The organism is Enterococcus sp. 3G1_DIV0629 (genome assembly GCF_002141285.1).
Lineage (GTDB): Bacteria > Bacillota > Bacilli > Lactobacillales > Enterococcaceae > Enterococcus_B > Enterococcus_B lactis.
In genome coordinates, this window is the sequence record NZ_NGLI01000003.1 from 13,715 (window position 1) to 39,587 (window position 25,873).

The window sequence follows — 25,873 nt, forward strand, 5'->3', positions numbered from 1 at the left end:
GATAAATTTTTATAAGTATAACATAAATTCGTTTTTTGCCAATGTTTTTTAATAAATTCATTTTATTTGAAACAAAAAGTTCAAAAAGACGTATGTTTTTTGTGGAGGGGAGAATAATGGAAATAAAACGATTATCAGATCAAATGATAAGTGAAAGTTTCGCCAAACATGCCCAAGACGTATATGTCTTGCCAGCTTCAGAAGTATTTTACATCTATTTTCGCTATGGAAAAAAACGAACATTCTGGAAGGAAGTATCTTCGGCAGATGGCCAGCAATTGATTTCAAGATTTAAGTATTTGGGACAAATGGATATCGGAGAAAAAAGAAAAGCTCAATTAGGTGCATTGACCTATTCTTTAGAAAAACAGAAGGTTCGGTTACGACTGTCTTCTGTAGGAGATTACCTTCAACGAGAAAGCTTAGTGATTCGGCTATTATACGGTATTTCTGAAACACTTCATCGTTGCTTTAGTTCTCGAGATTTTGCAACTATTTTGCAGAAAACCGCTAGACGTGGATTATACCTATTCAGCGGACCAGTCGGGTCAGGAAAGACGTCATTGATGTATCGGTTGGCTTTGAAAGAAAAACGACAAGTAATCACCATCGAAGATCCTGTAGAGATCGAAGAACCATTCTTTCTGCAATTGCAGATCAATCCCAAAATAGCACAGACTTATGACACACTTTTGAAGCTCGCATTACGGCATCGCCCTGATTTGTTGATCATTGGCGAGATAAGAGATGAATCAACTGCACATGCTGCGGTAAGAGCTGCACTAACGGGACATCGGGTATTCGCAACCGTACATGCACGCAATCTTGAAGGTACATTGATCAGAATCCATGAACTAACAAAGAAAAAAGAAGAGCTATCTGAATGTTTAGCTGGAGTCATTTATCAAGAACTTTTGGAAGATGCCGATCACCATCCTTCTGTCTTGTGGAGTTATCAATTTATGGAGGAAGAACCAGTAAAAAAATCATGGGAGGAAAGCTATGAAGAAGCTCAGAAAAAAACTTGGCAGTCAGAACTATTCTAAAGGATTGACAAGAAGCCAGCAAAATCAGTTTGCACAAACCATGGGAGAGCTGCTTTTAACTGGTTTTAGTTTGCAAGAATCCCTTTATTTATTACTCACGATCCGTTCGTTCCAGCCTGCTATTTTGGCAAACATCCAACATCAGCTAAAGGAAGGACAACCGTTTAGTGAAGTACTTTCGCAAACAGGGTATGGAGCAGAACAACTGGTACAGATCGAATTAGCTGAACTCCACGGGAATCTGCCGGCAACTTTGTTGGAAATTGCCAAACAGTTTCGTCTGGTCGAAGGATTTCGCAATGATTTGAAAAAGGTGCTTGCCTATCCGATGCTATTGCTCACCTTTTTGCTAGGTATCTTATTTAGTATGCGTTTGATCGTTTTGCCTCAGCTTATTGGTTCAGGGATGGTTATGGAAGAGCATTGGGGGATTCAGCTGATACAAGTCTTTCACTGGTACGTTCTACTATTTATCCTAGTGGTTACTTTATTGACTTTTCTAGTAAGGTATCGGCTGATGAAATTGTCTCCTATTGATCGGAGTGAATGGATAAGCAGACAATTGGTGATTGGGCCGATATATTCCTTGTATCAATCTGCTTATTTGTCGCTAGAGATTGGCAAACTTTTTCATGAAGGTTTCGAATTAAGGCAAATCATCGTTTGCTTGAAGGAGACGAAACAAGAAAGTCTCCTTCAACACCTTGCTTCCAAGATGATACAAGGATTGGAGGCAGGTATACCATTAGCTGATCAGTTCCAGAATTACCGTTTTCTATCTGAAGAATTCAGCAAGATTATTTTACAGGGAGAGGCAAAGGGAAATTTAGGGAAAGAGCTGATATTTTACAGCGGATGGACAAGAAAACAGCTTTTCAAACGACTTCAGCACTGGCTGCATTTTATTCAGCCAATTGTTTTTTTAGGCGTAGCGGTTTTGATTTTACTGGTTTATGCTGCTGTTTTATTACCTGTTTATGGAAGTATCGAGGAGGTCTTGCCATGAAAAAGAAAAGAACACCTTATTATAGCGGTTTTACATTAATCGAAATGCTGATCGTTTTACTGATCATCAGTGTACTAGTATTGTTGTTCGTCCCAAATTTGTCACGTTATAGGAATCATGTAGACCAAGAAAGTCGTGAAGCAATCATTCAGTTGGTAGACACACAAAAAGAGCTCTACGCGCTTCAAAACAATGGAAGAATCCCTACCGTGGAGGAATTATTGAATGAAGGCTATATCAAACGAGAACATGCAGACATCTACCAGCGACCTTGAAGGTAAAACATTAGCATCAGGATATACGTTGTTTGAGTCACTCTTACTGATTTTATTGCTTACAACAATCCTTTCTTTTCCAGTTCTCGCATTTTCTGCATGGAAGAAAGAAATGACAGTCTATCAATTTTTCAGCCAGTTTGAAAAACGAATCTATACCACTCAAAAAATCGCTATTGTGAACCAAATCCAAACAGATTTTTATTGGAACAATGACGAAAATCAGATCATTTTTCGTATGTCGCAACCCGATGAAGCGAGCTGGAAAGTATTAGATATTCCTGATGAGATTACCTTGAAACGCCATGCTTCCATCACTTTTGCTGCTGGAACTGGAAATGAAAGTTCACTAAAAGCGTATCAATTTTATTGGGAAGAAAAAGGGCAAACGATTACGTATCAATTCCAGATGGGGAGTGGACGCTATACAAAAAGAATTGAATAGAAAAGGGTTTATTTTATTAGAGTCCCTTACAGCGCTGATGATTGCTTCCGTCTGTGTGTACTTAGTGAGTTTTGGTCAGCTTTTTTTACTTCAGGCAGAAAAGAACAGTGGGGAGGAAATGCTACTTATTCGAATGGTTTACGAAGATACCAAGACACAGCGAATATATCACAAAAGACCAGAGCGAAGTGAAGAAATGATTATGTACGATATCCAAATTGTCGAAAATAATGGAGTAATCGAAAAAGTGCTTGTCAATATGGAGAAAGAAGCGATCAATATTGAAAAAACAAGAAATCCCGGCATTTACGCTGATTGAATGTCTGATTGGACTGATGATAGTAAGCAGTATATTGCTGTCATTCAATCTTTTGATCCAGCAAACCATCCAAGTAAGTGACTTTCTACAGCGTAAAGATCAAAAAGAGTGGCTGATATTTTTAGCACAATTAGAAGAAGAGCTTAACAGCAGTCACAATGTTTCTGTGAAAAATCAGCAATTGTATTACACTGTAGAGGATAAACAGTACATCATCGAAAGATATCAGACGATGATACGTAAAAGAAGAACTTCCGGCGGGCATCAACCTATGTTAACAAGTATCACTGAGCTTCAATTATTGGAAAAAGAACACACAATTTCTTTTTATGTACACTTTGAAAATGGAGAAGATGGATATGCCATATGGACAAAAAACGATCAATAGAAAATGTTGTAAGGGCTCTATTTTATTTTCTGTGTTGCTTTTATTTCTTTTATGTACGTTTTTATTGACGGCAGCATTAGAAAGCTATCGTTTGTCAATGGATCTGAATATACGAATAAAAAATTATTATATAGCAAAAATAATGAAACAGATGGCTCTATCGGAACAGTCTATACTTGCTGAGAAGTCCGAAGGGATTTTTTACTACACAACGGGATCTGTAACATATCAATGGGTACAACAGTCTCTATTCTTGGAGATAGAAGTCTCGCCGTTTATCTTTCGATTCATAGAAGAAGTAAAAAATGATACAGATACTGGTACAGAATGAGGGGTTGTTCGTGAAAACGCCCTCTTTTCTGTTATAACACTGTTTTTAATAAAAAAATGTTTGCCGTTTCACAAATAAAAAACAGTGAAAACGATTGAAATTTTGTCAATTGTTCGATAGAATTAAACAGGTGAAAAAATTGTTATAATATATCTAGAAATGAGGTGCACCATGTTACCAGAAAAAATGGAACAAGGGTTCAATCAGAACCTGGAAGCTATTCAGCTTTTACAGAATGCATTGGGAACTTCCTTTTTAGAAGCCTATGTCGAAAATGCAGAAAATCTAATAGATGATTATCAAGTACGTGTGGTGGATGGAGTGCCGACAAAAGAGACAGCACAACGGATCACAGCTCTTTATGAAGAGTTGAAAAAACTTTCTTTCGAGCCAGAAGAATGGCGCAGATTGTCTCAATTGCTTTTATTGAAGGGCAACCAGACAGAACATCTGCAGGCGAACCATCAACTCACTCCTGATAGTATCGGTTTTTTATTTGTTTTTCTTATTGAACAACTATACACAAATAAAAAGGAACCAGTTAAGATTCTGGATATTGCGGCAGGAATGGGCAACTTGTTATTAACAGTTCTTTTAAACCTATCGAATGCGGGGTATCAAACAGAAGGATTTGGTGTGGATATTGATGATACATTGTTGGCTGTGGCAGCTTCTACAAGTGATTTGACACAAGCAAATGTTCAATACTTCCATCAAGACGGGTTGCAGGATTTATTAATCGATCCTGTCGATTTTGCAATCAGCGATTTGCCGATCGGTTATTATCCGAATGACGAAAAAGCAAAAGAATTTTTAACAAGTACCGAAGAAGGCCACAGTTATGCACATCATTTATTGCTGGAGCAATCGATGAAATACGTGAAGCCGGATGGTTTTGGTTTGTTTTTGATGCCAAGCGGTTTTTTAGAAACGGATCAAAGCGAAGAAATCAAAAAATGGTTTAAAGAAGAAGGCTATCTTCAAGGAATGATTCAATTGCCAGATGAGTTGTTCCGCAACAAACAATCACAAAAAAGTATTTTGATCTTACAGAAAAAAGGACCACAAGCAAAACAAGTAAAAGAAGTGTTGCTTGTGAAACTTGCTTCACTAAAAGAACCAGAGAAGGTGACGGAATTTTTCAACGAGTTTAAAAACTGGAAATCATCTGCTCTGTAATCATTCAACGAGAAGGAGAGTCATATGTCTAAAACAATTGCAATCAATGCTGGGAGTTCAAGTTTGAAGTGGCAATTATATCAAATGCCAGAAGAAACCGTAGTTGCGAAAGGGATCGTCGAACGTATCGGTTTACAAGATTCTATTTTTACAATCAAGTACGGCGATAGTCAAAAATTCGAACAAATCATGGATATCGAAAACCACGAAGTAGCAGTAAAAATGCTGTTAGATCAGTTGATTGAACTGCAAATTTTAAGTTCTTATGATGAAATCACCGGTGTAGGGCACCGTGTTGTTCACGGAGGAGAAACTTATGGGGATTCAGTAGTGATCGATGAGGGAGTAATGGACCGCATTGCTGAGTTAGCAGAATTTGCTCCTTTGCATAACCCTGCTAACCTGATGGGAATCAAAGCCTTTAAAAAGATTTTACCTGACATTTTGAGCGTAGCTGTATTCGATACATCTTTTCACTCAACAATGCCAAAGCAAAATTATTTATACAGCTTGCCAGTGTCTTATTACGAAGATTTCAAAGTAAGAAAATATGGCTTCCACGGCACAAGCCATCGTTATGTATCGGAACGTGCAGCAAAATTATTGAACAAACCGATTGAAGAACTAAAAATCATTACTTGCCACTTAGGAAACGGAGTATCAATCACAGCTGTAAATGGTGGTAAATCCATGGATACTTCTATGGGATTCACGCCATTAGCTGGTGTGACAATGGGTACGCGTTCAGGTGATATCGATCCAGCTGTTCTTCCATACTTAATGGAAAAATTAGAGATTGATATTGATGAAATGATCAATGTTTTGAATAAGAAATCTGGTTTGCTAGGCCTAACAGGATTGTCTAGCGATATGCGTGATCTTGAAAAAAACTATGAAAAAGAACACATTCGTTTAGCTTATGATATCTTCGTGGATCGCATCCGAAAATATATCGGCGGATACGTGACAACGATGAATGGTGTCGATGCAATCGTCTTTACTGCTGGTATCGGCGAAAATGACGGACATGTGCGCAACGAAATCATTAAAGGTATGTCTTGGTTTGGCTGTGAAATCGATCCAGCGTTGAATGAATTGCATGGTGAAGAAGTAGATATCTCTACAAAAGAATCAAAAGTAAGAGTATTAGTGATTCCAACAGATGAAGAACTAATGATTGCCCGTGACGTGGAGCGTTTACGCGGCTAAAAATACACGCGTGTTTTCTTTAGAAAATGGATATTTTATATCCGTTTTCTGAGAGGACATGCTTTTTTATTTTTTACACAGAAGGATCTGAATATAAAGAAGTGAGTGAATCCAAGTATTCTTTGAATCGTGAGAGGAAAGACGCTCAATAAGCGACTTTATTTTTTGAAGAACAAAAAAAGCTGTGTCCAGACAAGTGATCTTCAAAAGTTTTACTTTTGAGATCCCCTCTGAAACACAGCTTTTCATCAATTAGTCTTTTTTAGGAGGCAATTGGTTTTCTAAATCAGTTCGAACAACAAGCACATCGCAAGCCGCGTTTCTAATAACATATTCAGAAACAGAACCAATAAATAAACGTTCTACAGCATTCAATCCTGTAGCTCCTAACATAATCAAGTCTACTTGATTATCTTCTGGGATTTCTTTCGCAATAATTTGTTTTGGTGAGCCATATTCTACGACAGAGGTTACATTATTCAAGCCCGCTTTCTTCGCGTTGCTTTCATAATCTGCCAATGTTTGCTTTGCCATTTCAGTAGCTTGTTCTGCCAACATTCCATCAAAAGATGAAACGGTTTGGAAAGAACGTGTGTCAATGACATGTGCTAATAGAAGTTCTCCGTTATTTCGGATAGCTACATTGACCGCCTTTTTAAAAGCTAATTCAGCTTCATCAGAACCATCTACGGCAACCATGATTTTTTTGTATTGTTGTAACATAAGCATTCACTCCTCAAGTCAATCGTGTTGTACTCTTTTATTGTAGAACACTTTGTGGAAAAAGAGAATTATTTACTGCTTTGGTTCAGCAATTTTTTTTGCAAAGCGGATACTGAAGGTGGCAGAAACGAGAATCACGATCAATAAAAAGATCAAAGCGATAAAGCGTTGATTGAAAAAAGCGGCTAAAATACCCATAACGCCTAAAACAGCATACGCAGCTCCATAGAATTGTAGGAATCCTTGATTTTTGTCATTTTTCTTGATCAATACAAAAAAGATATCCTGTTTATTAAATAAATAATAGCTAACGAATAATAATAGTAAAGTGGCGATAATCATCAAAATCCTAATCATGAACAAATCCTCCAAAATAAGCAACAAATAGAAAAAGCAATTTGCCAAGAGCAAATTGCTTTATTCTTTAAAAGATGGTAATCTCCGTTAATGCCGTTATTTGTCCTGTAGTATTGATCCCGCGAATTCAAGCAGGTGGGTCCCATGGTCGTAGCTTCGAACTACCAAATGATAAGGCATGTTACCAGCAGTGACACAAGACGGGTCCCAAGATATCAATAAAAATGTTCGGTCAACACACAAAGAGGACAATTCGAACATCACAGATTTCCCATCTCTATAGTAGCATATGAATTTAAAAAGAGCAATGAGAGAGCTCGCAGAAATAGAACCGTTTTCTTGTTTAATTTTTTGGGGGATGTTTTTTCCACTCTTTTATGCGGTAATACTGTTGACCTAGCGCCTGTTCATATTTTCCTGTATCCTTTGGCTGGTAATATTGAGCATTTTTTAACCTATCTGGTAAATATTGCTGATTGACCCAAGCATGATCGAAATGATGAGGATACTGATAACCCACACCGCGGTTGAGGGATTTCGCACCTTTGTAATGGCTATCTCTCAAATGGTCGGGAACATCACCAGCTTTGCCCTCTCGAATATCAGCAAGTGCTGCATCTAATGCCATATAGGCAGAATTGGATTTGGGCGACAAGCAAAGATCAACGACGACATCTGCTAGCGGGATACGTGCCTCAGGTAACCCTAATCGTTCAGCAGCTAATACAGCGTTTACTGTACGCGCAGCAGCAGCAGGATTGCCTAAACCTATATCTTCATAACCGATAACCATCAGGCGACGACAAATACTTGCCAGATCACCTGCTTCAACTAGACGGGCGAGATAATGAAGAGCAGCATCCACATCACTTCCGCGAATCGATTTTTGAAACGCTGAAATAACGTCATAATGAGCATCTCCATTTTTGTCATGGGTAAGAGCTTTTCTTTGGACACATTCTTCGATAATCGACAGAGTAAGATGAATCTTTCCTTCTTTATCTGGAGGAGTCGATCGTGCAGCCAGTTCCAACCCATTCAAAGCACTCCGCAAATCGCCATTCGTTGCACGCGAAAGGTGAAGAAGAGCCTCTTCATCTAACTGGATTGCTTGTTGACCAAGACCGCGTTCCTTATCCTTTAAAGCGTGTTTCACTGCCAACTGGATGTCTTGCTCTGTTAATGGCTTGACTTCAAAGATCTGTGTGCGGCTGCGAATCGCTGGATTGATAGTAATATAAGGATTTTCAGTAGTCGCTCCGATCAAGATGATTCGGCCACTTTCTAAATGAGGAAGCAGAAAATCCTGTTTTGTTTTATCTAATCGGTGTACTTCATCCAATAAGAGGATCACAGTACCACTCATTTTAGCTTCTTCCGCTACAACCTGCAGATCTTTTTTTGAATCTGTAGCAGCGTTCAGCATGCGAAATGCATAATTAGTAGAACCGGCAATCGCACTTGCGATACTCGTTTTTCCAGTACCAGGAGGCCCATATAAAATCATGGAAGAGAGCATGCGAGCATCGACCATGCGGCGTATGATTTTTCCTTCACCGACTAGATGCTGCTGACCAACGACTTCATCGATCGTTCGAGGTCGCATGCGATAAGCCAATGGCTGTTGCATAGGATTTTCCTCCTTCTTGTTTTTACGTTCCTTAATTATAACATATTTAGTAATATAGCTAGAAAGAACAGCCTTCTGTTGTTTTGTTTTCATAGCTTATCCAACTAATATTGTGTATGATAAAGTAGGTGAGAAAAATGACGGATAAACAAAAGATAGATGAATTTTTTTGGAATAAAACGACGCCGGAAGTAGCGCGGGATTTATTGGGGATGTATTTGGAGCATGACACACCAGAAGGAAGATTAGCTGGATATATTGTAGACGCGGAAGCATACTTAGGTCCAGAAGACGAGGCCGCCCATAGCTATGGTTTAAGAAGAACACCACGTGTGCGGGCAATGTATGAAAAACCAGGTACGATCTACCTTTACACGATGCATACTCATCGGATTTTGAACATCATCACTCAGCCAGAAGGGATTCCTCAGGGAGTAATGATACGTGCAATCGAACCAGCTGCAATGATTGAACGAATGAGTAAAAATCGTGGTGGAAAAACTGGTCCAGATATCAGCAACGGTCCTGGAAAATTAGTGGAAGCATTAGCAATTCCTCAAGAACTCTACGGTCAGTCTATAGCAGATAGTTCATTACGTTTAGTTTTTGAGAAAAAGAAGATACCAAAAAAAATCGATGCTTTGCCTAGGATCGGTATCCCGAACAAAGGGGAATGGACAGAAAAGCCGTTGCGCTTTGTTGTGTCTGGCAATCCATATATCTCTTTACAAAGAAAAAACCAAATCGAGGAAGATTGGGGTTGGAGGAAAGAAAATGAAAAAGAAGGATCTATTAACATACTTAGACGAAATAATCGAAAAACAAGTGACGGACTATGATGTGGCTTTAGATTGGGATACAAAAAACCATACGATCGAGATCGTTGTTCGTTTGTTTGCGGAAAATAAAGCACAATTTGAGATTGATGATGCAGAAGGGATTGTTTCGCAAGAACCAATTATCGAATTTGAAGATGGCGTACTCCTTTTTAATCCTCAGAAATCTGTTTTTGATGAACAAAATTATCTAGCAGTCATCCCCTATGAAGGAAAAAAAGGGTTGGCAAAATCAGTAGCTGATTCTTTAGTGGAATATTTGAATGAAGTATTAGCACAAGGGCAAAGTGATTTGCTTGATTTTTTAGATGAAGATGATGATGAAGCTGTATTCGAACTCCATTGGGATAATCAGAAACTAGCAGAGTTAGTAGAAGCAAAACAGCAAAATGACACAGATACTTATTTACCGTACCCAAGTTATTAAGGAGTGACAGACATGAAATGGAATGAAGTAAAAGTAGAAACCGAAAGTGAAGCAGTCGAAGCGGTCGCTAACATTTTGATGGAGGCAGGAGCGACTGGTGTTGCGATTGAAGACTCTTTAGATGTTGAACATTTTCAATCGGATCAATATGGTGAAATTTTAGATAAAAATGATTTTACATCGTTGAAAGAAGGCGCGCTAGTCATGGCTTATTTTCCAGAAACGACTTTTTTACCGGAAATCTTGCCTTTTATCAAAGATCGTATCACGCAATTGCCTGAGTTTGGTCTAGCGATTGGAAAAAACAAAGTAACTGTTAGCGAAGTAGAGGAAAGCAATTGGGCAACAGCATGGAAGAAATATTATCATCCGGTGCGTATTACGCGAATGCTGACGGTTGCGCCAAGCTGGGAAAATTATCAGACAGAAGATCCTCTAGAAAAAATCATCACATTAGATCCAGGTATGGCGTTTGGTACAGGCACCCATCCGACGACTTCCTTAACATTGACAGCACTAGAAACAGTATTGCGTGGTGGCGAAACATTGCTGGATGTTGGAACCGGGTCGGGTGTGCTAAGTATTGCAGCAAAATATCTTGGTGCAACAGATGTCTATGCCTTTGATTTAGACGAAGTAGCCGTTCGTTCAGCGAAAGAAAATATGGATATGAATGAAGTAGCCAAAGATGTCCACGTATCGGCTAATGATCTTTTGAAAGGAATCGAGATTGAAAGTGATGTAATCGTTGCGAACATTTTAGCAGATATCATCTTATTGATGATCCCGGATGCTTGGCGTTTACTAAAACAAACTGGGACATTGATCGTTTCAGGAATCATTGAAGAGAAGAAGCAAATGGTTCTAGATGCTATGATAGAACAAGGATTCATCGTGGATCAAATTTTCCAACAAAAAGACTGGTATGCAATTATTTTGAAAAAACCAGAGGTGGAATAGATGCAGCGATATTTTTTGAAAGAATCGTATGAACCAAAAGACCATTTTATTTTAAAAGGGGAAACCTATCATCACATTGTACGGGTTATGAGAATGGAACCGAAAGATGAAGTTTTTTTGGCATTCAATGATCAGATAGCCGTTGTTGCAGAAATCACAAAAATTACCGAAGATGCTGTTTATCTGAAAGAAATTAAAAAAGAAGAAAACCAAAAGGAACTGCCAAGTTCGATAACCATAGCAAGCGGCTATCCTAAAGGAGAAAAGTTGGATTGGATCATTCAGAAATCCACTGAATTAGGCGCACAAGCTTTTCTTGGGTTTCCGGCATCAGCCTCTGTGGTTAAATGGGATGCAAAGAAACGCATGAAGCGACAACAAAGGCTTGAAAAGATTGCTCAAGAGGCAGCGGAACAATCCCATCGGCAAATCGTGCCCTCAGTAGAGTTACTGGAAACGAAACGTGACTTATTTGAACGGCTAGATGATTATGATGTGGTCTTGGTTGCTTATGAGGAATCAGCAAAGCAAGGCGAAAAATCAAATGTAGCCAAAATTCTTAGTGAAACAAAACCGGGCAGTCGAATCTTAGCTGTCTTTGGACCAGAAGGCGGCTTATCCCACGAGGAAATCGATTATTTCGTAGAACACAAAGGGATACTATGTGGATTAGGACCAAGAATCCTTCGTACAGAAACAGCACCTCTTTATTTATTAAGTGCTGCTAGCTATCAATGGGAGTTAATGGATCCCTCTCATAGCTAACATTTTTCATCAATAAAAGAGTATCGACGGAAAGAATTGAAAAAATAGGGAACAATTTGTATAATAGAAACAATTATTTGTACAATGAATACGAAAAATTGTTTGAAAAAGCTTTTTAAAAGCGAACATTTCCGTAAAAAAATGTATAACTTCACGGATTTTGGGGCAACTATCAAACAGATATTTGTCCCGATTCCTGTTTTACCGAAAAAGAAAGGGGGATCGATTCCTGTGCCAAAAGAAGAAATTTTAACGGGTCCCGGTGTCATAAAGCTCGTTAGTCAATATATGGGGCCCGAACATGTAGCATTTGTTGAGAAAGCATGCGAATATGCGACTGCTGCACATGACGGACAGTTTAGAAAATCAGGAGAACCCTACATTATCCATCCTATCCAAGTCGCAGGTATATTAGCAGATTTAAAAATGGACCCCCACACAGTGGCTACTGGCTTCTTGCATGATGTTGTTGAAGATACAGAAGTCACCTTAGAAGATCTGAGAGAAGAATTTGGCGATGATGTCGCTATGTTAGTAGACGGAGTAACCAAATTAGGGAAAATAAAATACAAATCCCACGAAGAGCAGCTAGCAGAAAATCATCGAAAGATGCTGCTGGCAATGGCTCAAGATTTACGCGTTATCATGGTCAAATTAGCTGATAGACTACATAACATGCGTACGTTGAAACATCTGCGAGAAGATAAGCAAAGAAGGATTGCTCAAGAAACTTTAGAAATCTATGCACCTCTTGCACATCGTTTAGGGATCAGCCGAATCAAATGGGAATTAGAAGATACAGCACTTCGTTATCTTAATCCAAAACAGTATTACCGTATCGTTCATTTGATGCAGACGAAGCGAGAAGAACGTGAAAAATACGTGAATGGTACTGTTGAGGATATTCGAGTAGCAACAGAAGAGCTGGGGATTTTTGCAGAGATCTATGGACGGCCAAAACATATTTATTCGATCTATCGTAAAATGAAAGACCAGAAAAAGCAGTTCAACGAAATCTATGACTTGCTAGCTATTCGAGTAATCGTAGATTCAATCAAGGATTGTTATGCTGTATTAGGTGCGATCCACACAAAATGGAAACCAATGCCTGGCAGATTCAAGGACTATATTGCCATGCCGAAAGCTAATATGTACCAATCTTTGCATACTACAGTGATTGGTCCGGCAGGAAATCCAGTAGAAATCCAAATCCGTACACAGGAAATGCATGAAATCGCTGAATTTGGGGTGGCTGCGCACTGGGCGTATAAAGAAGGAAAAAATGAAAAAGTAGAACCAGATGGTATGACGAAACAATTAAGCTGGTTCCATGAGATACTTGAACTCCAAGATGAAAGCTATGATGCCTCTGAATTTATGGAAGGTGTAAAAGGAGATATCTTTAGTGATAAAGTCTATGTCTTCACGCCAAAAGGAGACGTTACTGAGCTGCCAAAAGGATCTGGACCACTGGACTTTGCATACAGTATCCATACAGATATCGGTAATAAAACCACTGGTGCAAAAGTAAATGGCAAAATGGTGCAACTTGATTACAAATTAAAAAACGGGGATATCATTGAAATCATGACTTCTCCAAATTCATTTGGTCCAAGTCGTGACTGGTTGAAATTGGTTGCAACTAGCAAAGCAAGAAATAAGATCAAGCGTTTCTTCAAAGCACAAGATCGGGAAGAAAATGTAATCAAAGGTCACGAGTCTGTGGTCAAGTGTATTACAGATTTAGGGTTTACCCCTAAAGATATTTTGACAAAAAACAAACTTCAAGAAGCAATTGATCGTTTTAACTATCAATCAGAAGATGATTTATATGCAGCTGTAGGATATGGGGAAGTCAGTCCTTTGACGATGGCCAATCGTCTGACAGAAAAAGAACGGAAAGAACAAAAAATCGAGCAGCAAAAGCAAGAAGCAGAAGAAATCATGAATCAGCCGAAAAAAGAACCTGAGAAAATGAAAGTACGTCATGAAGGTGGCGTTGTCATTCAAGGGGTAGAAAACTTACTGATTCGTATCAGCCGATGCTGTAATCCGATTCCTGGTGATGATATCGTTGGCTACATCACTAAAGGCAGAGGGATATCCATCCATCGTCGAGATTGTCCGAATGTTCAGCCTGATAAACCAAATGTAGCAGAACGTTTGATTGAAGTCGAATGGGAAGATACATCGAATACACGAAAAGAGTATGATGCAGACTTGGAAATCTACGGCTATAACCGTTCAGGCTTATTGAATGATGTACTTCAAACAGTCAATGCGCTGACGAAAAATCTCAACAGCGTCGAAGCTCGGACGAATAAAGATAAAATGGCGACAATCCATTTGACGGTTGGTATCCAGAATTTGTCCCACCTAAAAAGTATCGTGGATAAAATCAAAGCAGTACCTGATGTCTACAGTGTACGCCGGACGAATGGATAGGAGGGCCAGATATGAGAGCAGTCATTCAACGGGTGAGTCAAGCGGCAGTGTCAGTTGATCAGCAAGAGATTGGAAAAATTGGCTGTGGCCTACTCGTTTTATTAGGTATCCATGAAACAGATACGCCAAAAGATGTGGAATATCTAGTAAAAAAAATCGCACAAATGCGTATTTTTGAAGATGATCAAGGAAAAATGAATATTAGTGTAGAAGACGTAGGAGGACAAATTTTAAGTGTCTCTCAATTCACACTATTTGCGGATACGAAAAAAGGGAATCGACCAAGTTTTGTGGAAGCCGCACGACCAGAAATAGCTATTCCTTTATACGAATCGTTCAATGAAGGAATCAGAAGTCGCGGCATCACAGTCGCTACCGGACAATTCGGAGCAGATATGTCGATTTCTCTCGTCAATGATGGACCTGTAACGATTATTATTGATTCTAAAAACAAATAAAGTCAGTTGGTTTTCATCAATAAGAAATATGAATCAAGTCGCTTAAGTTAGACTGAAAAACTCTAACTTAAGCGACTTTTTTCTCGTCTACAAAAAGCGCTTCTTTTGTCAGCAGTCAGAAAAAAAGTTAAGCTTAAATTATACAAGTTATTTTTAGGAGGTTGCTGAAGATGAAAGAAGTACCAGTAGTAGATGTCAAAATCACGGATCTAAAAAGATTGTATCAAAAGGGATACAACATGTTGGAGGAGCTACGTCATGAAGCAGACGCTCCCGTTGTCAAAGCAAAGATTTTCAATAAAGAAGCTATTGTGATCTACGGATCGTCAGCGGCAAAAATATTTTATGACCCAAGAAATTTCAAACGAAAAGGTGCTATGCCAAAATTAGTGTTGAAGACACTTTTTGGTCAAGGCGGAGTACAGACTTTGGATGGAGCTGCCCATCATCATCGGAAAAATATTTTTATGGATCTGATGACACCCGAAAGAATGGAAGATTATCATCGTATCTTAGATAAGAACCTGACGCAAGCACTTGAAACACAGCATGGTCAATTTGAATTATTTGATTTAAGCAAGATGGTTTTCTTTACATCGATTTGTGAGTGGGCAGGTATCAATTTATCTTTGCTTTCTAAGGATGAAGTCGAAAAATTAGCAGAATATCAAATCTCTATGATCAGCGGAACGTTTACTTCTCCGATCGATCACATAAAAGGTGTCGAAAATCGCAAGAAATCAGAGAAATGGGCGCAAAGCTTGATTGAGGAAGCTCGGCAAAATCCTGTGGCTGGAAAAGAAAATGTGGCATTGTATGCATTTGCCAATGCCACAGATCTAGACGGACAGCTTTTGCCTTTGGAAGTAGCAGCTGTTGAATTATTGAATATCATCCGTCCGACAGTTGCTTTGACTGTATGGGCGGCGTTGATGGGACACGCGCTTTTCAGCAGACCTGATTTGTTCCAACAATTGAAAAACGACTTTTCTACGTTGCAAGATCCGTTCATTCAAGAAATGAGACGCTATTATCCGTTCTTTCCGATGTTACCTGCGATTTCTCTGAAAGAAGTAGAAGTCGATGGTTATCGTATACCAGAAGATAGTTGGGTCATTCTAGATTTATATGGAACAGATCATGATGAACGAACGGTTGAAGCACCAGATTCCTTTATGATCAAACGATATTTAGGAAAAGCAAAAGATATTTCATATAAAGAAGAATATGAGATGATTGCACAAGGTGGAGGAGACTTTCGACAAATGCATCGCTGCGCAGGAGAATGGATCACTCTCCACAGCCTACGTGTGTTTTCCGATCAGCTAGTAAACAAGTTTGAATTCTCTGTACCTGAACAAGATTGGACGATCCCATTCAATCAGTTTCCGACTTATCCAAATAGCCGAGCGCTACTTTATAAGAATTAGATTAGCATAAACTTATCGAAAATAGGAAGATCAGCACTGTTTGATCTTCCTTTTTTCATACTACTATAAGTGGATAAGGTCAATTGCTCAAAATCCGTGAAATGCTTCATCAATGGTTTGATAATCCTCATTGGATAAATGCAAATCTAAAGCTTGGACATTATCAGAGACTTGCTCTGGACGTTTAGCTCCGGGTATGACTACAGACACTCTTGGATTCTTTATATACCAGGCTAGAACAAGTTGTGCAGGGGTGGCTTGGTATCTTTTAGCAATGGGGCGAAGTATGTCGACAGCGGCTAAAATTTCTTTGAAACGTTCTCCTTGAAAATCCGGATTGCTTTTTCGAGGATCTCCTTCGCCGAATTGTTGTTCCTGACCACGTTCATATTTTCCTGTCAGTAAGCCGGAAGCTAGAGGAAAATAGGGGACAAAGCTGATTTTGTTTTTTTCAAGATAAGGAAATAATTCTTTTTCAGCCTCCCGATGGATCAAACTGTATTTATCTTCTACTACATCGACATATCCATCTGCATTCGCTTCTTTCAATTGTTCTAACGTGAAGTTCGATACACCAACTGCTCGGATTTTTCCTGCTTCTTTCAATTCATGCAATGCAGCAACTGCTTCATTTTTTGGTGTGCTTTTATCCGGAAAGTGGATATAAAAAATGTCGATGTAATCAGTTTGCAGACGTTTCAGTGCGTCTTCCACCGATTGTTTGAGAAACTCGGGTGAATTGTCAAATGTTCGTCCTTTATTTGGCACATGAGCAGCTTTTGTAGCAATGACGATACGTGAACGATCATATTCTTTTTCCTTCAATACCTCACCGATCAGTTCTTCAGAACGGCCGTTTCCATAAGCATAGGCGGTATCGATCAAATTGATTCCGCTATTCAAAGCTGTACGAACCACTTGTTTTCCTGTCTCGTCTTCCAAACCGTCAAAAAGATTGTGTCCCCCAACGGCATTTGCTCCTAGTCCAAGCTGTTCTGCATAGACTTGTGAATGTCCGATTCTTATTTCTGCCATAGCTGATTCCTCCTTTTTTGTCTAGTCTAAAACAAAAGAACAAAAAGCTGAACTAAAACGTTTTTGTGAGGGAAAATAGTCAGATAACTCTTGACTTTGAGATTGGTTTTTAGTAGGTTATAAGTAATATCGAAATGTCAATGAAAGAGCGAGTAAGTTTTTGAAACTTTACAAGAGAGGATCATCGAGGCTGAAAATGATCCAAAGTTTCATTAGCCCAAAGACACTCTGGAGATGGACGAGTGAAAAGCCGTCCCGCGTACGAGCGTTATTCGTAAGAGGAAAGAGAAATCTTTCAAAATTAGGTGGTACCGTGTATGAATTTCATTCACCCTTGTTCATGATGAACAAGGGTGATTTTTTTATTTACATAGCTAAGAAAGGGAGAGAAAACTATGAGTTTCCAAAGACCAAAAGGAACAAATGATATTTTGCCAGGCGAATCAGAAAAATGGCAGTTTGTCGAAGAAACAGCACGTTTATTGTTCAGAGATTATCAGTATAATGAAATGCGTACACCGATTTTTGAACATTATGAAGTGATATCCCGCAGTGTAGGTGATACGACGGATATCGTTTCAAAAGAGATGTATGATTTTTATGACAAAGGGGAACGTCATGTGACGCTTCGACCAGAAGGTACAGCACCAATCGTTCGTTCTTTTGTTGAGCATAAATTGTTCGGTCCAGAGTATGCAAAACCGTTCAAAACTTTTTATATGGGACCAATGTTTCGCTACGAACGTCCGCAAAAAGGACGGTTACGTCAATTCCATCAGATCGGAGTAGAAGCATTTGGATCAGAGAATCCTGCAACAGATGTGGAGAGCATGGTGATGGCACTCGATTTCTTCAAACAGTTGGGAATCACGCAAATCCGTCTAGTCATCAATTCATTGGGTGATAAAGACACACGTCAAGCCTATCGTCAAGCATTAATCGACTATCTTTTACCTTTTGAAGCAGAGTTGAGTGAAGACTCTAAACGCCGTCTTCACGAAAATCCATTGCGTGTGTTGGATAGTAAGGACAAACGAGATCAAAAATTTGTAGCAGATGCGCCGTCTATCTTAGATTATTTAAGCGAACCTGCTCAAAAACATTTTGATACCGTTGTTTCCATGTTGGATGCATTGGCTGTTCCTTATGAAATCGACAGTAACATGGTTCGCGGATTAGATTACTATACGCATACGATTTTTGAAATCATGAGTGACGCACCGAAAATGGGGGCACAAGCAACGATTTGCGCAGGCGGACGTTATGACAATCTAGTGGAAGAACTGGGTGGTCCTTCAACACCTGGCTTTGGATTTGCAATGGGTATCGAGCGATTACTCTTGACTATGGAGGCAGAGGAAGTAGTTATCCCTGCATTTAATGAGTTGGATGCTTATGTGGTCGCACTCGGAGACGAAACAAATATCGAAGCATTGAAAGTGGTCCAAGCGATTCGAAACTTCGGTTTTTCAGCTGACCGCGACTTCATGAACCGTAAAGCAAAAGCACAATTTAAGACAGCAGATAAAGCGAATGCCAAATTAGTATTGGTGATCGGTGAAGATGAGCTTGCTAGCCAAACGATCAATGTCAAAGCAATGGCAAGCCGAAAAGAAAAAAGTTTTCCATTAGAAGAAATATATGAGCATTTTGATGAAGTCTATGATGAAATGACTTTATTCGAGTAGGAGGAAAAAAGAAATGGCACAAAGAACGATTTATTGCGGATTAGTTTCCGAACAACAATTAGAACAAACAGTTACATTAAAAGGATGGGTACAAAAAAGACGAGACCTTGGGGGAGTAATCTTTATCGATCTACGTGATCGTGAAGGAATCGTTCAAATCGTCTTCAATCCTGAAATCAACAAAGAAGCATGGGAAATCGCAGATAAATGCCGCAGTGAATACGTGATTGAAGTAACTGGAGTAGTCAGAAGACGCGGTGAAAATGCAGTAAATCCTAAAATGGCCACTGGTGAATTTGAAGTGATTGCAAGTGAAATCGTGATTTTGAATCAAGCAAAAACACCGCCATTTCAAATTGAAGATGATCAAGCAATCAGTGACGAAATACGTTTGAAATATCGTTATTTGGATCTGCGACGTCCCAAAATGACTAAAAACATCAAATTGAGAAATGCGACAACAAAAGCGATTCGTCATTATTTAGACGATAATGACTTTCTAGATATTGAAACACCTTACCTAGGAAAATCTACACCAGAAGGCGCAAGAGACTATTTAGTTCCTTCACGTGTCCATGCTGGACATTTCTATGCGTTGCCGCAATCTCCTCAACTATTCAAACAATTGCTGATGAATGCTGGGTTCGACCGTTATTATCAAATCGTTCGTTGTTTCCGTGACGAAGATTTACGTGGAGATCGTCAGCCTGAATTTACGCAAGTAGATATTGAAACAACGTTCCTAACAGCAGAAGAAATCCAAACTTACACAGAGGGATTGATTGCGAAGGTAATGAAAGAAGTTCGCGGCATCGAAGTCACATTGCCATTTCCCCGTATGACCTATGATGAAGCAATGGCTCGCTACGGCAGTGACAAACCGGATACACGTTTTGAAATGGAATTGATCGATCTAAGCGAAACAGTCAAAGAAGTAGAATTCAAAGTCTTCCAAATGGCTCTTGAAAACGGCGGAGTCGTGAAAGCATTGAATGCGAAGGGCGCTGCAGATCGCTACTCACGAAAAGATATGGATCAGTTAGGACAATATGTAGGGCAATTCGGAGCTAAGGGACTTGCATGGCTGAAAGTGGAAGAAGACGGTCTGAAAGGCCCAATTGCTAAATTCATGGGAGAAGCAACAGAAGCAATCATCAAAGCAACAGATGCAGAACCAGGTGACTTGCTGATGTTTGGTGCAGATAAAAGTGAAATCGTCGCTGCTGCATTAGGGGCTATCCGAACACGTTTAGGAAAAGAATTAGGACTAATCGATGAATCAAAATTCAATTTCTTATGGGTAACTGATTGGCCTCAATTTGAATTTTCAGAAGAAGAAGGTCGATATGTCTCTGCTCACCATCCATTCACGATGCCAAAAGCAGAAGATATCCCATTACTGGCTGAAGACCCTGCAAAAGTCTATGCAGAAGCTTATGATATCGTCTTGAACGGTTATGAACTAGGTGGAGGTTCTATCCGGATCCATACTCGGGAACTTCAAGAAAAAGTGCTGAAAACTTTAGGCTTTACAAAAGAACAAATGGAAGAACAATTTGGTTTCTTGCTAACAGCTTTAGATTACGGATTCCCTCCACATGGCGGCATTGCATTAGGATTGGATCGTTTTGCAATGTTACTAGCAGGGGAAGATAATATTCGTGAAGTCATTGCCTTTCCTAAAAACGGGAAAGCAGCCGATGTGATGAGTGATGCACCAAGTATGGTTTCACCTTTACAATTGTTCGAATTGAATATTGATGTAACAAATATAGAAGAATAGCCGATAAAAAGGCAAAAAGGATTTGTCGAATCTGCTTCTTTTGGCAACCTTGATTTAATTGAAAAACACTTTATAATGAAGCCATAACATATAAAGCGGGGCTTTTCCATGAAAAAAACATTCGAAAATTGGGCTTACCATGATTACACGACCAAACTTTCGGTATCAATCGTTTATGCGTTGATTGCATCTGTCGCATTGAATTTCTTTTATCAACCAGGACATATTTATTCAAGCGGTATTACTGGTCTGGCTCAGATTTTGACGACTTTGTCAAAATCACTGATAGGGTTCGAGGTGCCGGTATCAACCACTTTGTATTTACTGAATATACCTTTGTTCGTCTTGGCGTGGTTCAAAATCGGGAAGAAGTTTACAATTTTCACTTTTATCACAGTCACTTTGACCTCCCTTTGTATCCATATTTTACCGGAAACAGTCTTATCTACCGATCCAATCATTTGTGCGTTGTTTGGTGGGGCTGTGATGGGACTAGGGATTGGGCTAGCGTTGAGAAATGGCCTATCATCGGGTGGTCTAGATATCGTGAGTATCACGATTCGTAAAAAAACAGGAAAGTCGATTGGTTCTATCTCGATCTACTTCAATGCATTGATCGTTTTTGTTGCTGGAATTCTATTTGGCTGGCAATACATGTTTTACAGTACGTTGTCTATTTTCGTCAGTGGAAAAGTAACTGATGTCGTTTATACTAAACAAAAGAAAATGCAGGTAATGATCGTAACGAAACATCCAGAAAAAGTAGTGAATGAAATCCAAAACTGTATGCGTAGAGGGATCACGATCATCAATGAAGCAGAAGGTGCTTATAAACATGATAAGCAAACAGTATTGATGACGATCGTTACACGATACGAACTGCCTCTACTCAGAGAAGCGATGAAAGCTTCTGATCCGCAAGCTTTTGTAAGTATTGCAGAAAATGTCCAGATACTTGGGCGTTTCTACGAGGATGGCATTTAGATCGGGTTTGACAAAAATTCATGAAATACTACTGTAGACAGACATTCGTTTGTCTGCAGTTTTTTTCTACCAAAGGACGGATCAGCAAATAGAAACTACTTTTTTATTTGAAATTTTCTTAAAGTTGAAAAAAAGCATGTTTATTTTTTTAAATTTATGGGATGATAGAAAAAAATAGTAGAGAAAGGACACGATTCTACTTGCTATTTTCACTTAATACCCGTATATTACGAATGAAAAAAGTTTATGAAAAGTTGGAATATTGAATGGAAAAACAAAAAAGGTTAAAAAACAGCCGCTACATCACTGGGTTTGATGGGCTCCGTTCATTAGCTGTGGTTGGTGTTATCTTATATCACCTTCTGCCAACTAGTATGAAAGGCGGCTATTTGGGCGTTCCGATTTTTTTCGTCGTATCTGGTTATCTGATCACAGATCTGCTACGGCAGGAATGGGAACAAAATGGAAAAATCAATATTTGGCAATTTTATGTCAGAAGAATGAAGAGACTCTATCCGGCACTCGTTTTTATGCTCGTTACAGCTTCGGCTTATATCACCTTGTTCCAGCGAGGATTGTTGAATAATCTTCGAGGAGTTGTCGTCAGCAGCTTACTGTATGTCAACAACTGGTGGCAAATCAATAACGGTTTATCTTATTTCGATCGATTTGCTAATGAATCACCGTTTACACATATCTGGTCTTTAGCGGTAGAAGGTCAAAACTATTTGGTTTGGCCAATCTTGTTTGTATTGTTGATGGTATTTGTTCGTAAAAGAAAATGGATCTTTTATACCGTGTTAGGTACATCTTTCCTCTCTGCGATCTTGATGATGATTTTGTATACACCAGGGGGCGATCCAACCCGTGTTTATTATGGAACTGACACCCGTCTGTTTTCTATATGGTTGGGAAGTGCGCTCGCTTTTGTTTGGCCAAGTACTCGTTTGAAGAAAAACATCCCAAAACAAGCAAAAAGTATCTTGAATATCGCTGGAGGAATCTCACTTCTGGCACTGATTCTTTGCTTCTTCTTTTTAGATGATCATTACAATTTCATCTATTATGGAGGGATGCTCCTAGTGAGTCTGTTATGCGTAGTACTAGTTGCAGTGACAGCACATCCTGGAGCAAGCTTGAATCGTTGGCTGACAAATCCAGTATTTACTTGGATTGGCAAACGAAGCTACGGGATTTATCTGTATCAGTTTCCAGTTATGATTTTTTATGAAGCAAAAGTGACTGATATTGCTGATCATGTTCTGTTCCATACTTTAGTGGAAATCACATTGATTTTAATCATCAGTGAACTTTCTTATCGATATGTGGAACGTCCGCTAGCACGTTTTGACTATGGTCGTACATTCCAAGTGATGAAAGGATGGTTCAGCAAACCAATCATCAGTAAGAGCAAACCATGGGTCGTTCCAGGCACATTACTTGTAGCAATTGCATTCGTTGGTTTCGTTACGGCACCGAAGAATGCTGTAACGGCCGATCAAAAACAATTGCAGGCAAAGATCGCTGAAAGTAAAAAATTAGCAGAAGAAACCAGAAACAATTCAGAAAATACCACTAGTTCAGTTGACCAAGCGATTCTTGATAAGTATGAGTTGTCTAAGGCCCAAGGAAACAAGGCACAAAAATTAGAGCTAACGGCATTTGGTGATTCAGTTATGCTAGATGCTGCAACTGATCTACAAGAGCTTTATCCAAAAGTAGTGGTAGATGGCGATGTGGGGCGACAATTATACGCCAGTGTACCGTATATTGAAAAATTAAAGGAACAAGATTTATTGAAAGACACTGTTCTAATTGGACTAGGAACGAATGGCTCATTCTCTGAAGCCCAGTTTGATAGCGTGATGGATGCAATCGGTGATCGAAAAGTATACTGGGTCAATGTCCGAGTACCGACGAAACGTTGGCAAAATGACGTGAATGCGATGCTTGAACAGATGACGAAAAAATACGACAATATGACGCTGATTGATTGGTATAGCTACAGTAATGACCATAGTGACTGGTTTTATGATGACCAAGTCCATCCAAATCCTGAAGGGATGACACATTACATTCACTTAGTCAGTGAAGCCTTGCTAGGAGGAAGTTCAAGTACGAACAGCAGTGAGACAAACGTATCAGAATAATAGCTACAAAAAACTTCAGGCAAAAACAGTTGTTTTTGCCTGAAGTTTTTTTATATTTATCGTGTTTTTAACAGTCATCTATTTTCAGGAAGCAAAACGGTTGAGTGTGTCTTCAAATAATGTTCTTTTTGTTTTCGGGTGAGTTTTTTGAATGCAGCTTCTGCTTTTGTTGCTTCGCTTCTTGAAGAAAATACTTCTGCATGGATCATCTTAACAGGTCTTCTTTTTTGAAGACGAGTATATTTAGCGCCAGTACCATTGTTATGTTCCCCTAGTCTCCTAGAAAGGTCTGTTGTGTACCCACCATAAAATGTCTGATCTTTACAGAATAATACGTAAAAATAATGTTTATTTGCCATAGAGCATCTCACGGATCTCTGCTGTGTATTCCCCGTCCGCATCGTAAGTGATCAATGGCGGAGCGACTTTGAATCCATCTAATTTACCTTCTTTGATTCCTTCAACTAACAAAATATTTGCCTCTTTTCCAGCTTTTGGGTAAACAAATTGGATCCGTTTAGGTGCAATCCGATGATTTTGCATAATTTGGATGATCTCTAAGAATCGTTCAGGTCGATGGACCATAGCGAAACGCCCATTTGTTTTTAGTAACTTACTTGAATTATCGATCACTTCTTCTAATGTTGTATGGATCTCATGACGGGCGATTGCTAGGTGTTTATTAGGGTTCGTTTTATTTGTTGGCAGTCCTTTGAAATAAGGTGGATTGCAGACGACTAAGTCACAAGAATTATGCCGAACGACGGATAAGCTGTCTTTCAGATCGATGGTGTGGACTGTCATCTGTTCATCTAGATGGTTCAGCGCGATGCTGCGTCTTGCCATGTCTGCTAGGCGAGGCTGAAGTTCGATAGCATCAATAGCTGCTTGAGTTCGTTTGCTTAAAAACAGGCCTACTGCACCATTACCTGCGCAAAGGTCAACAATCTGTCCTTTTTTAGGCACACGAGAGAAGTGAGCAAGTAGCACAGCATCTAAAGAAAAAGAAAATACTTGGGAACTTTGGATAATTTTGATATCTTCTGCGTATAATTGGTCGATTCGTTCGTCTTCGTGAAGCATGGATTCCCTCCAAAATGAAAAAAATAGTCGTTTGTATTATACTATTTTTATTAAAAAGAACCAAGGTGGCTTGTCAAACCTCTGTTTTTTATGCATACTATGACCATAAGAAGGGAAAGGAAGAGACTATGTTTTATCGATTTATGCGAGGGGTAGTTCGAGTACTATTAGCTTTAGTCAATGGAAATGCCCGTTATGAGAATAAAGAAGTATTACCGCAAGATGAGAATTACATACTAGTTGCTCCCCATCGTACTTGGTGGGACCCATTATATCTAGCGGTAGCTGCAGCACCGAAGGAATTCAGCTTTATGGCAAAAGAAGAACTGTTCAAAAATCCGGTTCTGCGATTTATATTAACTCGATCCAATGCTTTTCCAGTTAAAAGAGAGAATCCAGGACCAAGCGTCATTAAAACACCTGTAAAGATTTTAAAATCGACAAATTTAAGTTTAATCATGTTCCCCAGTGGGACAAGGCATGCTACAGAACTTAAAGGCGGGATGGCGTTGATCTCCAGAATGTCTAAAGCGAAAATCGTACCAGCCGTATACCAAGGTCCACTGACACTTGGGGATTTGTTCAAACGTAAGAGAGTGACAGTGCGTTTCGGTGAACCAATCGACCTATCAGATATCAAGAAAACGGATAAAGAAGGAATGGCGGAGATTGAACGACGAACACAAGCGGCTTTTGACAAATTGGACAAAGAAGTGAACCCAGATTTCAAATATGAAATCAAAAAAAAATAAAGTGATAAGTTTATGAATAGGCGGTCTTTTTGAATCTCCTGTTCTGTTCAGACTTTTCGATGAAAAACGAGGGAGAGACGTCAAGTCTGCCCTCTTTTTGCTTTCCAACGTGCAAAATAGAAGACAGGTGTCATGTAATGGATCAAAGTGTTATAATGATTAGAAGGAC

Annotated in this window: 27 protein-coding genes and 1 other RNA gene; 21 read left to right on the top strand and 7 right to left on the bottom strand. The window is 39.2% G+C overall.

Features of this window, described 5'->3' with window-relative positions:
• Window positions 1–116: 116 nt before the first annotated feature.
• From comGA to A5816_RS12340, 9 genes are all read left to right on the top strand, one after another.
• A complete protein-coding gene (gene comGA, locus A5816_RS12300; RefSeq protein ID WP_010732854.1) occupies window positions 117–1,046 on the top strand; it encodes a competence type IV pilus ATPase ComGA in 930 nt (309 codons plus the stop codon).
• Window positions 1,003–2,052 (top strand): competence type IV pilus assembly protein ComGB, encoded by a 1,050-nt coding sequence (gene comGB / locus A5816_RS12305; protein ID WP_086311449.1) that lies wholly within the window; start codon window positions 1,003–1,005, stop codon window positions 2,050–2,052. Before comGA ends, comGB begins: the two co-directional genes overlap by 44 nt.
• On the top strand, window positions 2,049–2,327 hold the full coding sequence (gene comGC, locus A5816_RS12310) for a competence type IV pilus major pilin ComGC (protein ID WP_002309938.1): 279 nt from the start codon (window positions 2,049–2,051) through the stop codon (window positions 2,325–2,327). Before comGB ends, comGC begins: the two co-directional genes overlap by 4 nt.
• Entirely contained in the window at window positions 2,302–2,772 is a 471-nt protein-coding gene (comGD, locus tag A5816_RS12315) for a competence type IV pilus minor pilin ComGD (RefSeq protein WP_172891925.1), read from the top strand. The genes comGC and comGD overlap by 26 nt, the downstream gene beginning before the upstream one ends.
• Entirely contained in the window at window positions 2,744–3,091 is a 348-nt protein-coding gene (locus A5816_RS12320; protein WP_002315634.1) for a hypothetical protein, read from the top strand. Before comGD ends, A5816_RS12320 begins: the two co-directional genes overlap by 29 nt.
• Complete coding sequence (comGF, locus tag A5816_RS12325) at window positions 3,054–3,479, top strand: competence type IV pilus minor pilin ComGF (protein WP_256925874.1); 426 nt, start codon at window positions 3,054–3,056, stop codon at window positions 3,477–3,479. The genes A5816_RS12320 and comGF overlap by 38 nt, the downstream gene beginning before the upstream one ends.
• The gene (gene comGG, locus A5816_RS12330; protein WP_086311451.1) at window positions 3,451–3,810 is read left to right on the top strand and encodes a competence type IV pilus minor pilin ComGG; all 360 of its coding nucleotides are present in this window, start codon (window positions 3,451–3,453) and stop codon (window positions 3,808–3,810) included. Before comGF ends, comGG begins: the two co-directional genes overlap by 29 nt.
• A 171-nt stretch (window positions 3,811–3,981) precedes the next feature.
• On the top strand, window positions 3,982–4,989 hold the full coding sequence (locus tag A5816_RS12335) for a class I SAM-dependent methyltransferase (RefSeq protein WP_002291354.1): 1,008 nt from the start codon (window positions 3,982–3,984) through the stop codon (window positions 4,987–4,989).
• Window positions 4,990–5,013: 24 nt separating this feature from the next.
• Entirely contained in the window at window positions 5,014–6,198 is a 1,185-nt protein-coding gene (locus A5816_RS12340) for an acetate/propionate family kinase (protein WP_002291355.1), read from the top strand.
• Between the two features lie 252 nt (window positions 6,199–6,450).
• Here A5816_RS12340 and A5816_RS12345 read toward each other — a convergent pair whose 3' ends face one another.
• The 4 genes from A5816_RS12345 to A5816_RS12360 form a co-directional block, all read right to left on the bottom strand.
• Window positions 6,451–6,921: a universal stress protein gene (locus A5816_RS12345; protein ID WP_002335230.1), complete on the bottom strand. Its 471-nt coding sequence runs from the start codon at window positions 6,919–6,921 to the stop codon at window positions 6,451–6,453.
• A gap of 72 nt (window positions 6,922–6,993) precedes the next feature.
• Complete coding sequence (locus A5816_RS12350) at window positions 6,994–7,278, bottom strand: hypothetical protein (protein ID WP_002291361.1); 285 nt, start codon at window positions 7,276–7,278, stop codon at window positions 6,994–6,996.
• Window positions 7,279–7,355: 77 nt separating this feature from the next.
• Window positions 7,356–7,550: non-coding RNA, 6S RNA (gene ssrS / locus A5816_RS12355), on the bottom strand.
• Window positions 7,551–7,621: 71 nt separating this feature from the next.
• Window positions 7,622–8,908, bottom strand: coding sequence for a replication-associated recombination protein A (locus A5816_RS12360; protein ID WP_010732860.1), 1,287 nt, complete (start codon window positions 8,906–8,908; stop codon window positions 7,622–7,624).
• Between the two features lie 137 nt (window positions 8,909–9,045).
• On the opposite strand from A5816_RS12360, the gene A5816_RS12365 reads away from it, so the two are divergent.
• The 7 genes from A5816_RS12365 to A5816_RS12400 all read left to right on the top strand — a co-directional run bounded on the left by A5816_RS12365 (window position 9,046) and on the right by A5816_RS12400 (window position 16,229).
• Complete coding sequence (locus A5816_RS12365; protein WP_010732861.1) at window positions 9,046–9,747, top strand: DNA-3-methyladenine glycosylase; 702 nt, start codon at window positions 9,046–9,048, stop codon at window positions 9,745–9,747.
• Window positions 9,683–10,171 (top strand): DUF3013 family protein, encoded by a 489-nt coding sequence (locus A5816_RS12370; RefSeq protein WP_002373054.1) that lies wholly within the window; start codon window positions 9,683–9,685, stop codon window positions 10,169–10,171. Before A5816_RS12365 ends, A5816_RS12370 begins: the two co-directional genes overlap by 65 nt.
• 12 nt (window positions 10,172–10,183) lie before the next feature.
• Window positions 10,184–11,131, top strand: coding sequence for a 50S ribosomal protein L11 methyltransferase (gene prmA, locus A5816_RS12375; protein ID WP_002373056.1), 948 nt, complete (start codon window positions 10,184–10,186; stop codon window positions 11,129–11,131).
• Window positions 11,132–11,896 carry a 16S rRNA (uracil(1498)-N(3))-methyltransferase gene (locus tag A5816_RS12380; RefSeq protein ID WP_002373058.1) on the top strand — a complete coding sequence of 255 codons (765 nt, stop codon included), beginning with the start codon at window positions 11,132–11,134 and terminating at the stop codon, window positions 11,894–11,896.
• A gap of 231 nt (window positions 11,897–12,127) precedes the next feature.
• Window positions 12,128–14,341: a bifunctional (p)ppGpp synthetase/guanosine-3',5'-bis(diphosphate) 3'-pyrophosphohydrolase gene (locus A5816_RS12390; RefSeq protein ID WP_086311452.1), complete on the top strand. Its 2,214-nt coding sequence runs from the start codon at window positions 12,128–12,130 to the stop codon at window positions 14,339–14,341.
• An 11-nt stretch (window positions 14,342–14,352) separates the two neighbouring features.
• Complete coding sequence (gene dtd / locus A5816_RS12395) at window positions 14,353–14,799, top strand: D-aminoacyl-tRNA deacylase (RefSeq protein WP_002291377.1); 447 nt, start codon at window positions 14,353–14,355, stop codon at window positions 14,797–14,799.
• 170 nt (window positions 14,800–14,969) lie between these two features.
• Window positions 14,970–16,229, top strand: coding sequence for a cytochrome P450 (locus A5816_RS12400; RefSeq protein ID WP_002373062.1), 1,260 nt, complete (start codon window positions 14,970–14,972; stop codon window positions 16,227–16,229).
• 87 nt (window positions 16,230–16,316) lie between these two features.
• Here the strand turns inward: A5816_RS12400 and A5816_RS12405 are convergent, their stop codons facing one another.
• Window positions 16,317–17,264 carry an aldo/keto reductase gene (locus A5816_RS12405; protein ID WP_086311453.1) on the bottom strand — a complete coding sequence of 316 codons (948 nt, stop codon included), beginning with the start codon at window positions 17,262–17,264 and terminating at the stop codon, window positions 16,317–16,319.
• Between the two features lie 395 nt (window positions 17,265–17,659).
• Here A5816_RS12405 and hisS point away from each other — a divergent pair, with 395 nt between their 5' ends.
• The 4 genes from hisS to A5816_RS12430 all read left to right on the top strand — a co-directional run bounded on the left by hisS (window position 17,660) and on the right by A5816_RS12430 (window position 23,869).
• The gene (hisS, locus tag A5816_RS12415; RefSeq protein ID WP_002291383.1) at window positions 17,660–18,952 is read left to right on the top strand and encodes a histidine--tRNA ligase; all 1,293 of its coding nucleotides are present in this window, start codon (window positions 17,660–17,662) and stop codon (window positions 18,950–18,952) included.
• Window positions 18,953–18,965: 13 nt separating this feature from the next.
• Window positions 18,966–20,735: an aspartate--tRNA ligase gene (aspS, locus tag A5816_RS12420; protein WP_002335225.1), complete on the top strand. Its 1,770-nt coding sequence runs from the start codon at window positions 18,966–18,968 to the stop codon at window positions 20,733–20,735.
• Between the two features lie 108 nt (window positions 20,736–20,843).
• The gene (locus A5816_RS12425) at window positions 20,844–21,719 is read left to right on the top strand and encodes a YitT family protein (RefSeq protein ID WP_002291388.1); all 876 of its coding nucleotides are present in this window, start codon (window positions 20,844–20,846) and stop codon (window positions 21,717–21,719) included.
• Window positions 21,720–21,985: 266 nt separating this feature from the next.
• On the top strand, window positions 21,986–23,869 hold the full coding sequence (locus tag A5816_RS12430) for an acyltransferase family protein (RefSeq protein ID WP_038399114.1): 1,884 nt from the start codon (window positions 21,986–21,988) through the stop codon (window positions 23,867–23,869).
• A gap of 74 nt (window positions 23,870–23,943) precedes the next feature.
• Here the strand turns inward: A5816_RS12430 and A5816_RS12435 are convergent, their stop codons facing one another.
• Together A5816_RS12435 and A5816_RS12440 are read right to left on the bottom strand one after the other, a co-directional pair.
• Window positions 23,944–24,228, bottom strand: a complete 285-nt coding sequence (locus A5816_RS12435) for a GIY-YIG nuclease family protein (RefSeq protein ID WP_002309959.1) — start codon at window positions 24,226–24,228, stop codon at window positions 23,944–23,946.
• Entirely contained in the window at window positions 24,218–24,952 is a 735-nt protein-coding gene (locus A5816_RS12440) for a tRNA1(Val) (adenine(37)-N6)-methyltransferase (protein ID WP_002373071.1), read from the bottom strand. Before A5816_RS12440 ends, A5816_RS12435 begins: the two co-directional genes overlap by 11 nt.
• Before the next feature lie 128 nt (window positions 24,953–25,080).
• Here A5816_RS12440 and A5816_RS12445 point away from each other — a divergent pair, with 128 nt between their 5' ends.
• A complete protein-coding gene (locus A5816_RS12445) occupies window positions 25,081–25,704 on the top strand; it encodes a 1-acyl-sn-glycerol-3-phosphate acyltransferase (RefSeq protein WP_002309961.1) in 624 nt (207 codons plus the stop codon).
• Window positions 25,705–25,873: the final 169 nt, after the last annotated feature.

Coding starts and splice junctions, on each gene's coding strand:
- A5816_RS12440 (WP_002373071.1), bottom strand. CDS start 24,952: ATGCTTCACGAAGACGAACGAATCGACCAATTATACGCAGAAGATATC.
- comGC (WP_002309938.1), top strand. CDS start 2,049: ATGAAAAAGAAAAGAACACCTTATTATAGCGGTTTTACATTAATCGAA.
- dtd (WP_002291377.1), top strand. CDS start 14,353: ATGAGAGCAGTCATTCAACGGGTGAGTCAAGCGGCAGTGTCAGTTGAT.
- A5816_RS12340 (WP_002291355.1), top strand. CDS start 5,014: ATGTCTAAAACAATTGCAATCAATGCTGGGAGTTCAAGTTTGAAGTGG.
- A5816_RS12380 (WP_002373058.1), top strand. CDS start 11,132: ATGCAGCGATATTTTTTGAAAGAATCGTATGAACCAAAAGACCATTTT.
- A5816_RS12425 (WP_002291388.1), top strand. CDS start 20,844: ATGAAAAAAACATTCGAAAATTGGGCTTACCATGATTACACGACCAAA.
- A5816_RS12405 (WP_086311453.1), bottom strand. CDS start 17,264: ATGGCAGAAATAAGAATCGGACATTCACAAGTCTATGCAGAACAGCTT.
- A5816_RS12445 (WP_002309961.1), top strand. CDS start 25,081: ATGTTTTATCGATTTATGCGAGGGGTAGTTCGAGTACTATTAGCTTTA.
- A5816_RS12400 (WP_002373062.1), top strand. CDS start 14,970: ATGAAAGAAGTACCAGTAGTAGATGTCAAAATCACGGATCTAAAAAGA.
- comGG (WP_086311451.1), top strand. CDS start 3,451: ATGCCATATGGACAAAAAACGATCAATAGAAAATGTTGTAAGGGCTCT.
- hisS (WP_002291383.1), top strand. CDS start 17,660: ATGAGTTTCCAAAGACCAAAAGGAACAAATGATATTTTGCCAGGCGAA.
- A5816_RS12345 (WP_002335230.1), bottom strand. CDS start 6,921: ATGTTACAACAATACAAAAAAATCATGGTTGCCGTAGATGGTTCTGAT.
- aspS (WP_002335225.1), top strand. CDS start 18,966: ATGGCACAAAGAACGATTTATTGCGGATTAGTTTCCGAACAACAATTA.
- A5816_RS12435 (WP_002309959.1), bottom strand. CDS start 24,228: ATGGCAAATAAACATTATTTTTACGTATTATTCTGTAAAGATCAGACA.
- prmA (WP_002373056.1), top strand. CDS start 10,184: ATGAAATGGAATGAAGTAAAAGTAGAAACCGAAAGTGAAGCAGTCGAA.
- A5816_RS12370 (WP_002373054.1), top strand. CDS start 9,683: ATGAAAAAGAAGGATCTATTAACATACTTAGACGAAATAATCGAAAAA.
- A5816_RS12430 (WP_038399114.1), top strand. CDS start 21,986: ATGGAAAAACAAAAAAGGTTAAAAAACAGCCGCTACATCACTGGGTTT.
- A5816_RS12350 (WP_002291361.1), bottom strand. CDS start 7,278: ATGATTAGGATTTTGATGATTATCGCCACTTTACTATTATTATTCGTT.
- comGD (WP_172891925.1), top strand. CDS start 2,302: ATGCAGACATCTACCAGCGACCTTGAAGGTAAAACATTAGCATCAGGA.
- comGB (WP_086311449.1), top strand. CDS start 1,003: ATGAAGAAGCTCAGAAAAAAACTTGGCAGTCAGAACTATTCTAAAGGA.
- A5816_RS12365 (WP_010732861.1), top strand. CDS start 9,046: ATGACGGATAAACAAAAGATAGATGAATTTTTTTGGAATAAAACGACG.
- A5816_RS12360 (WP_010732860.1), bottom strand. CDS start 8,908: ATGCAACAGCCATTGGCTTATCGCATGCGACCTCGAACGATCGATGAA.
- A5816_RS12335 (WP_002291354.1), top strand. CDS start 3,982: ATGTTACCAGAAAAAATGGAACAAGGGTTCAATCAGAACCTGGAAGCT.
- comGA (WP_010732854.1), top strand. CDS start 117: ATGGAAATAAAACGATTATCAGATCAAATGATAAGTGAAAGTTTCGCC.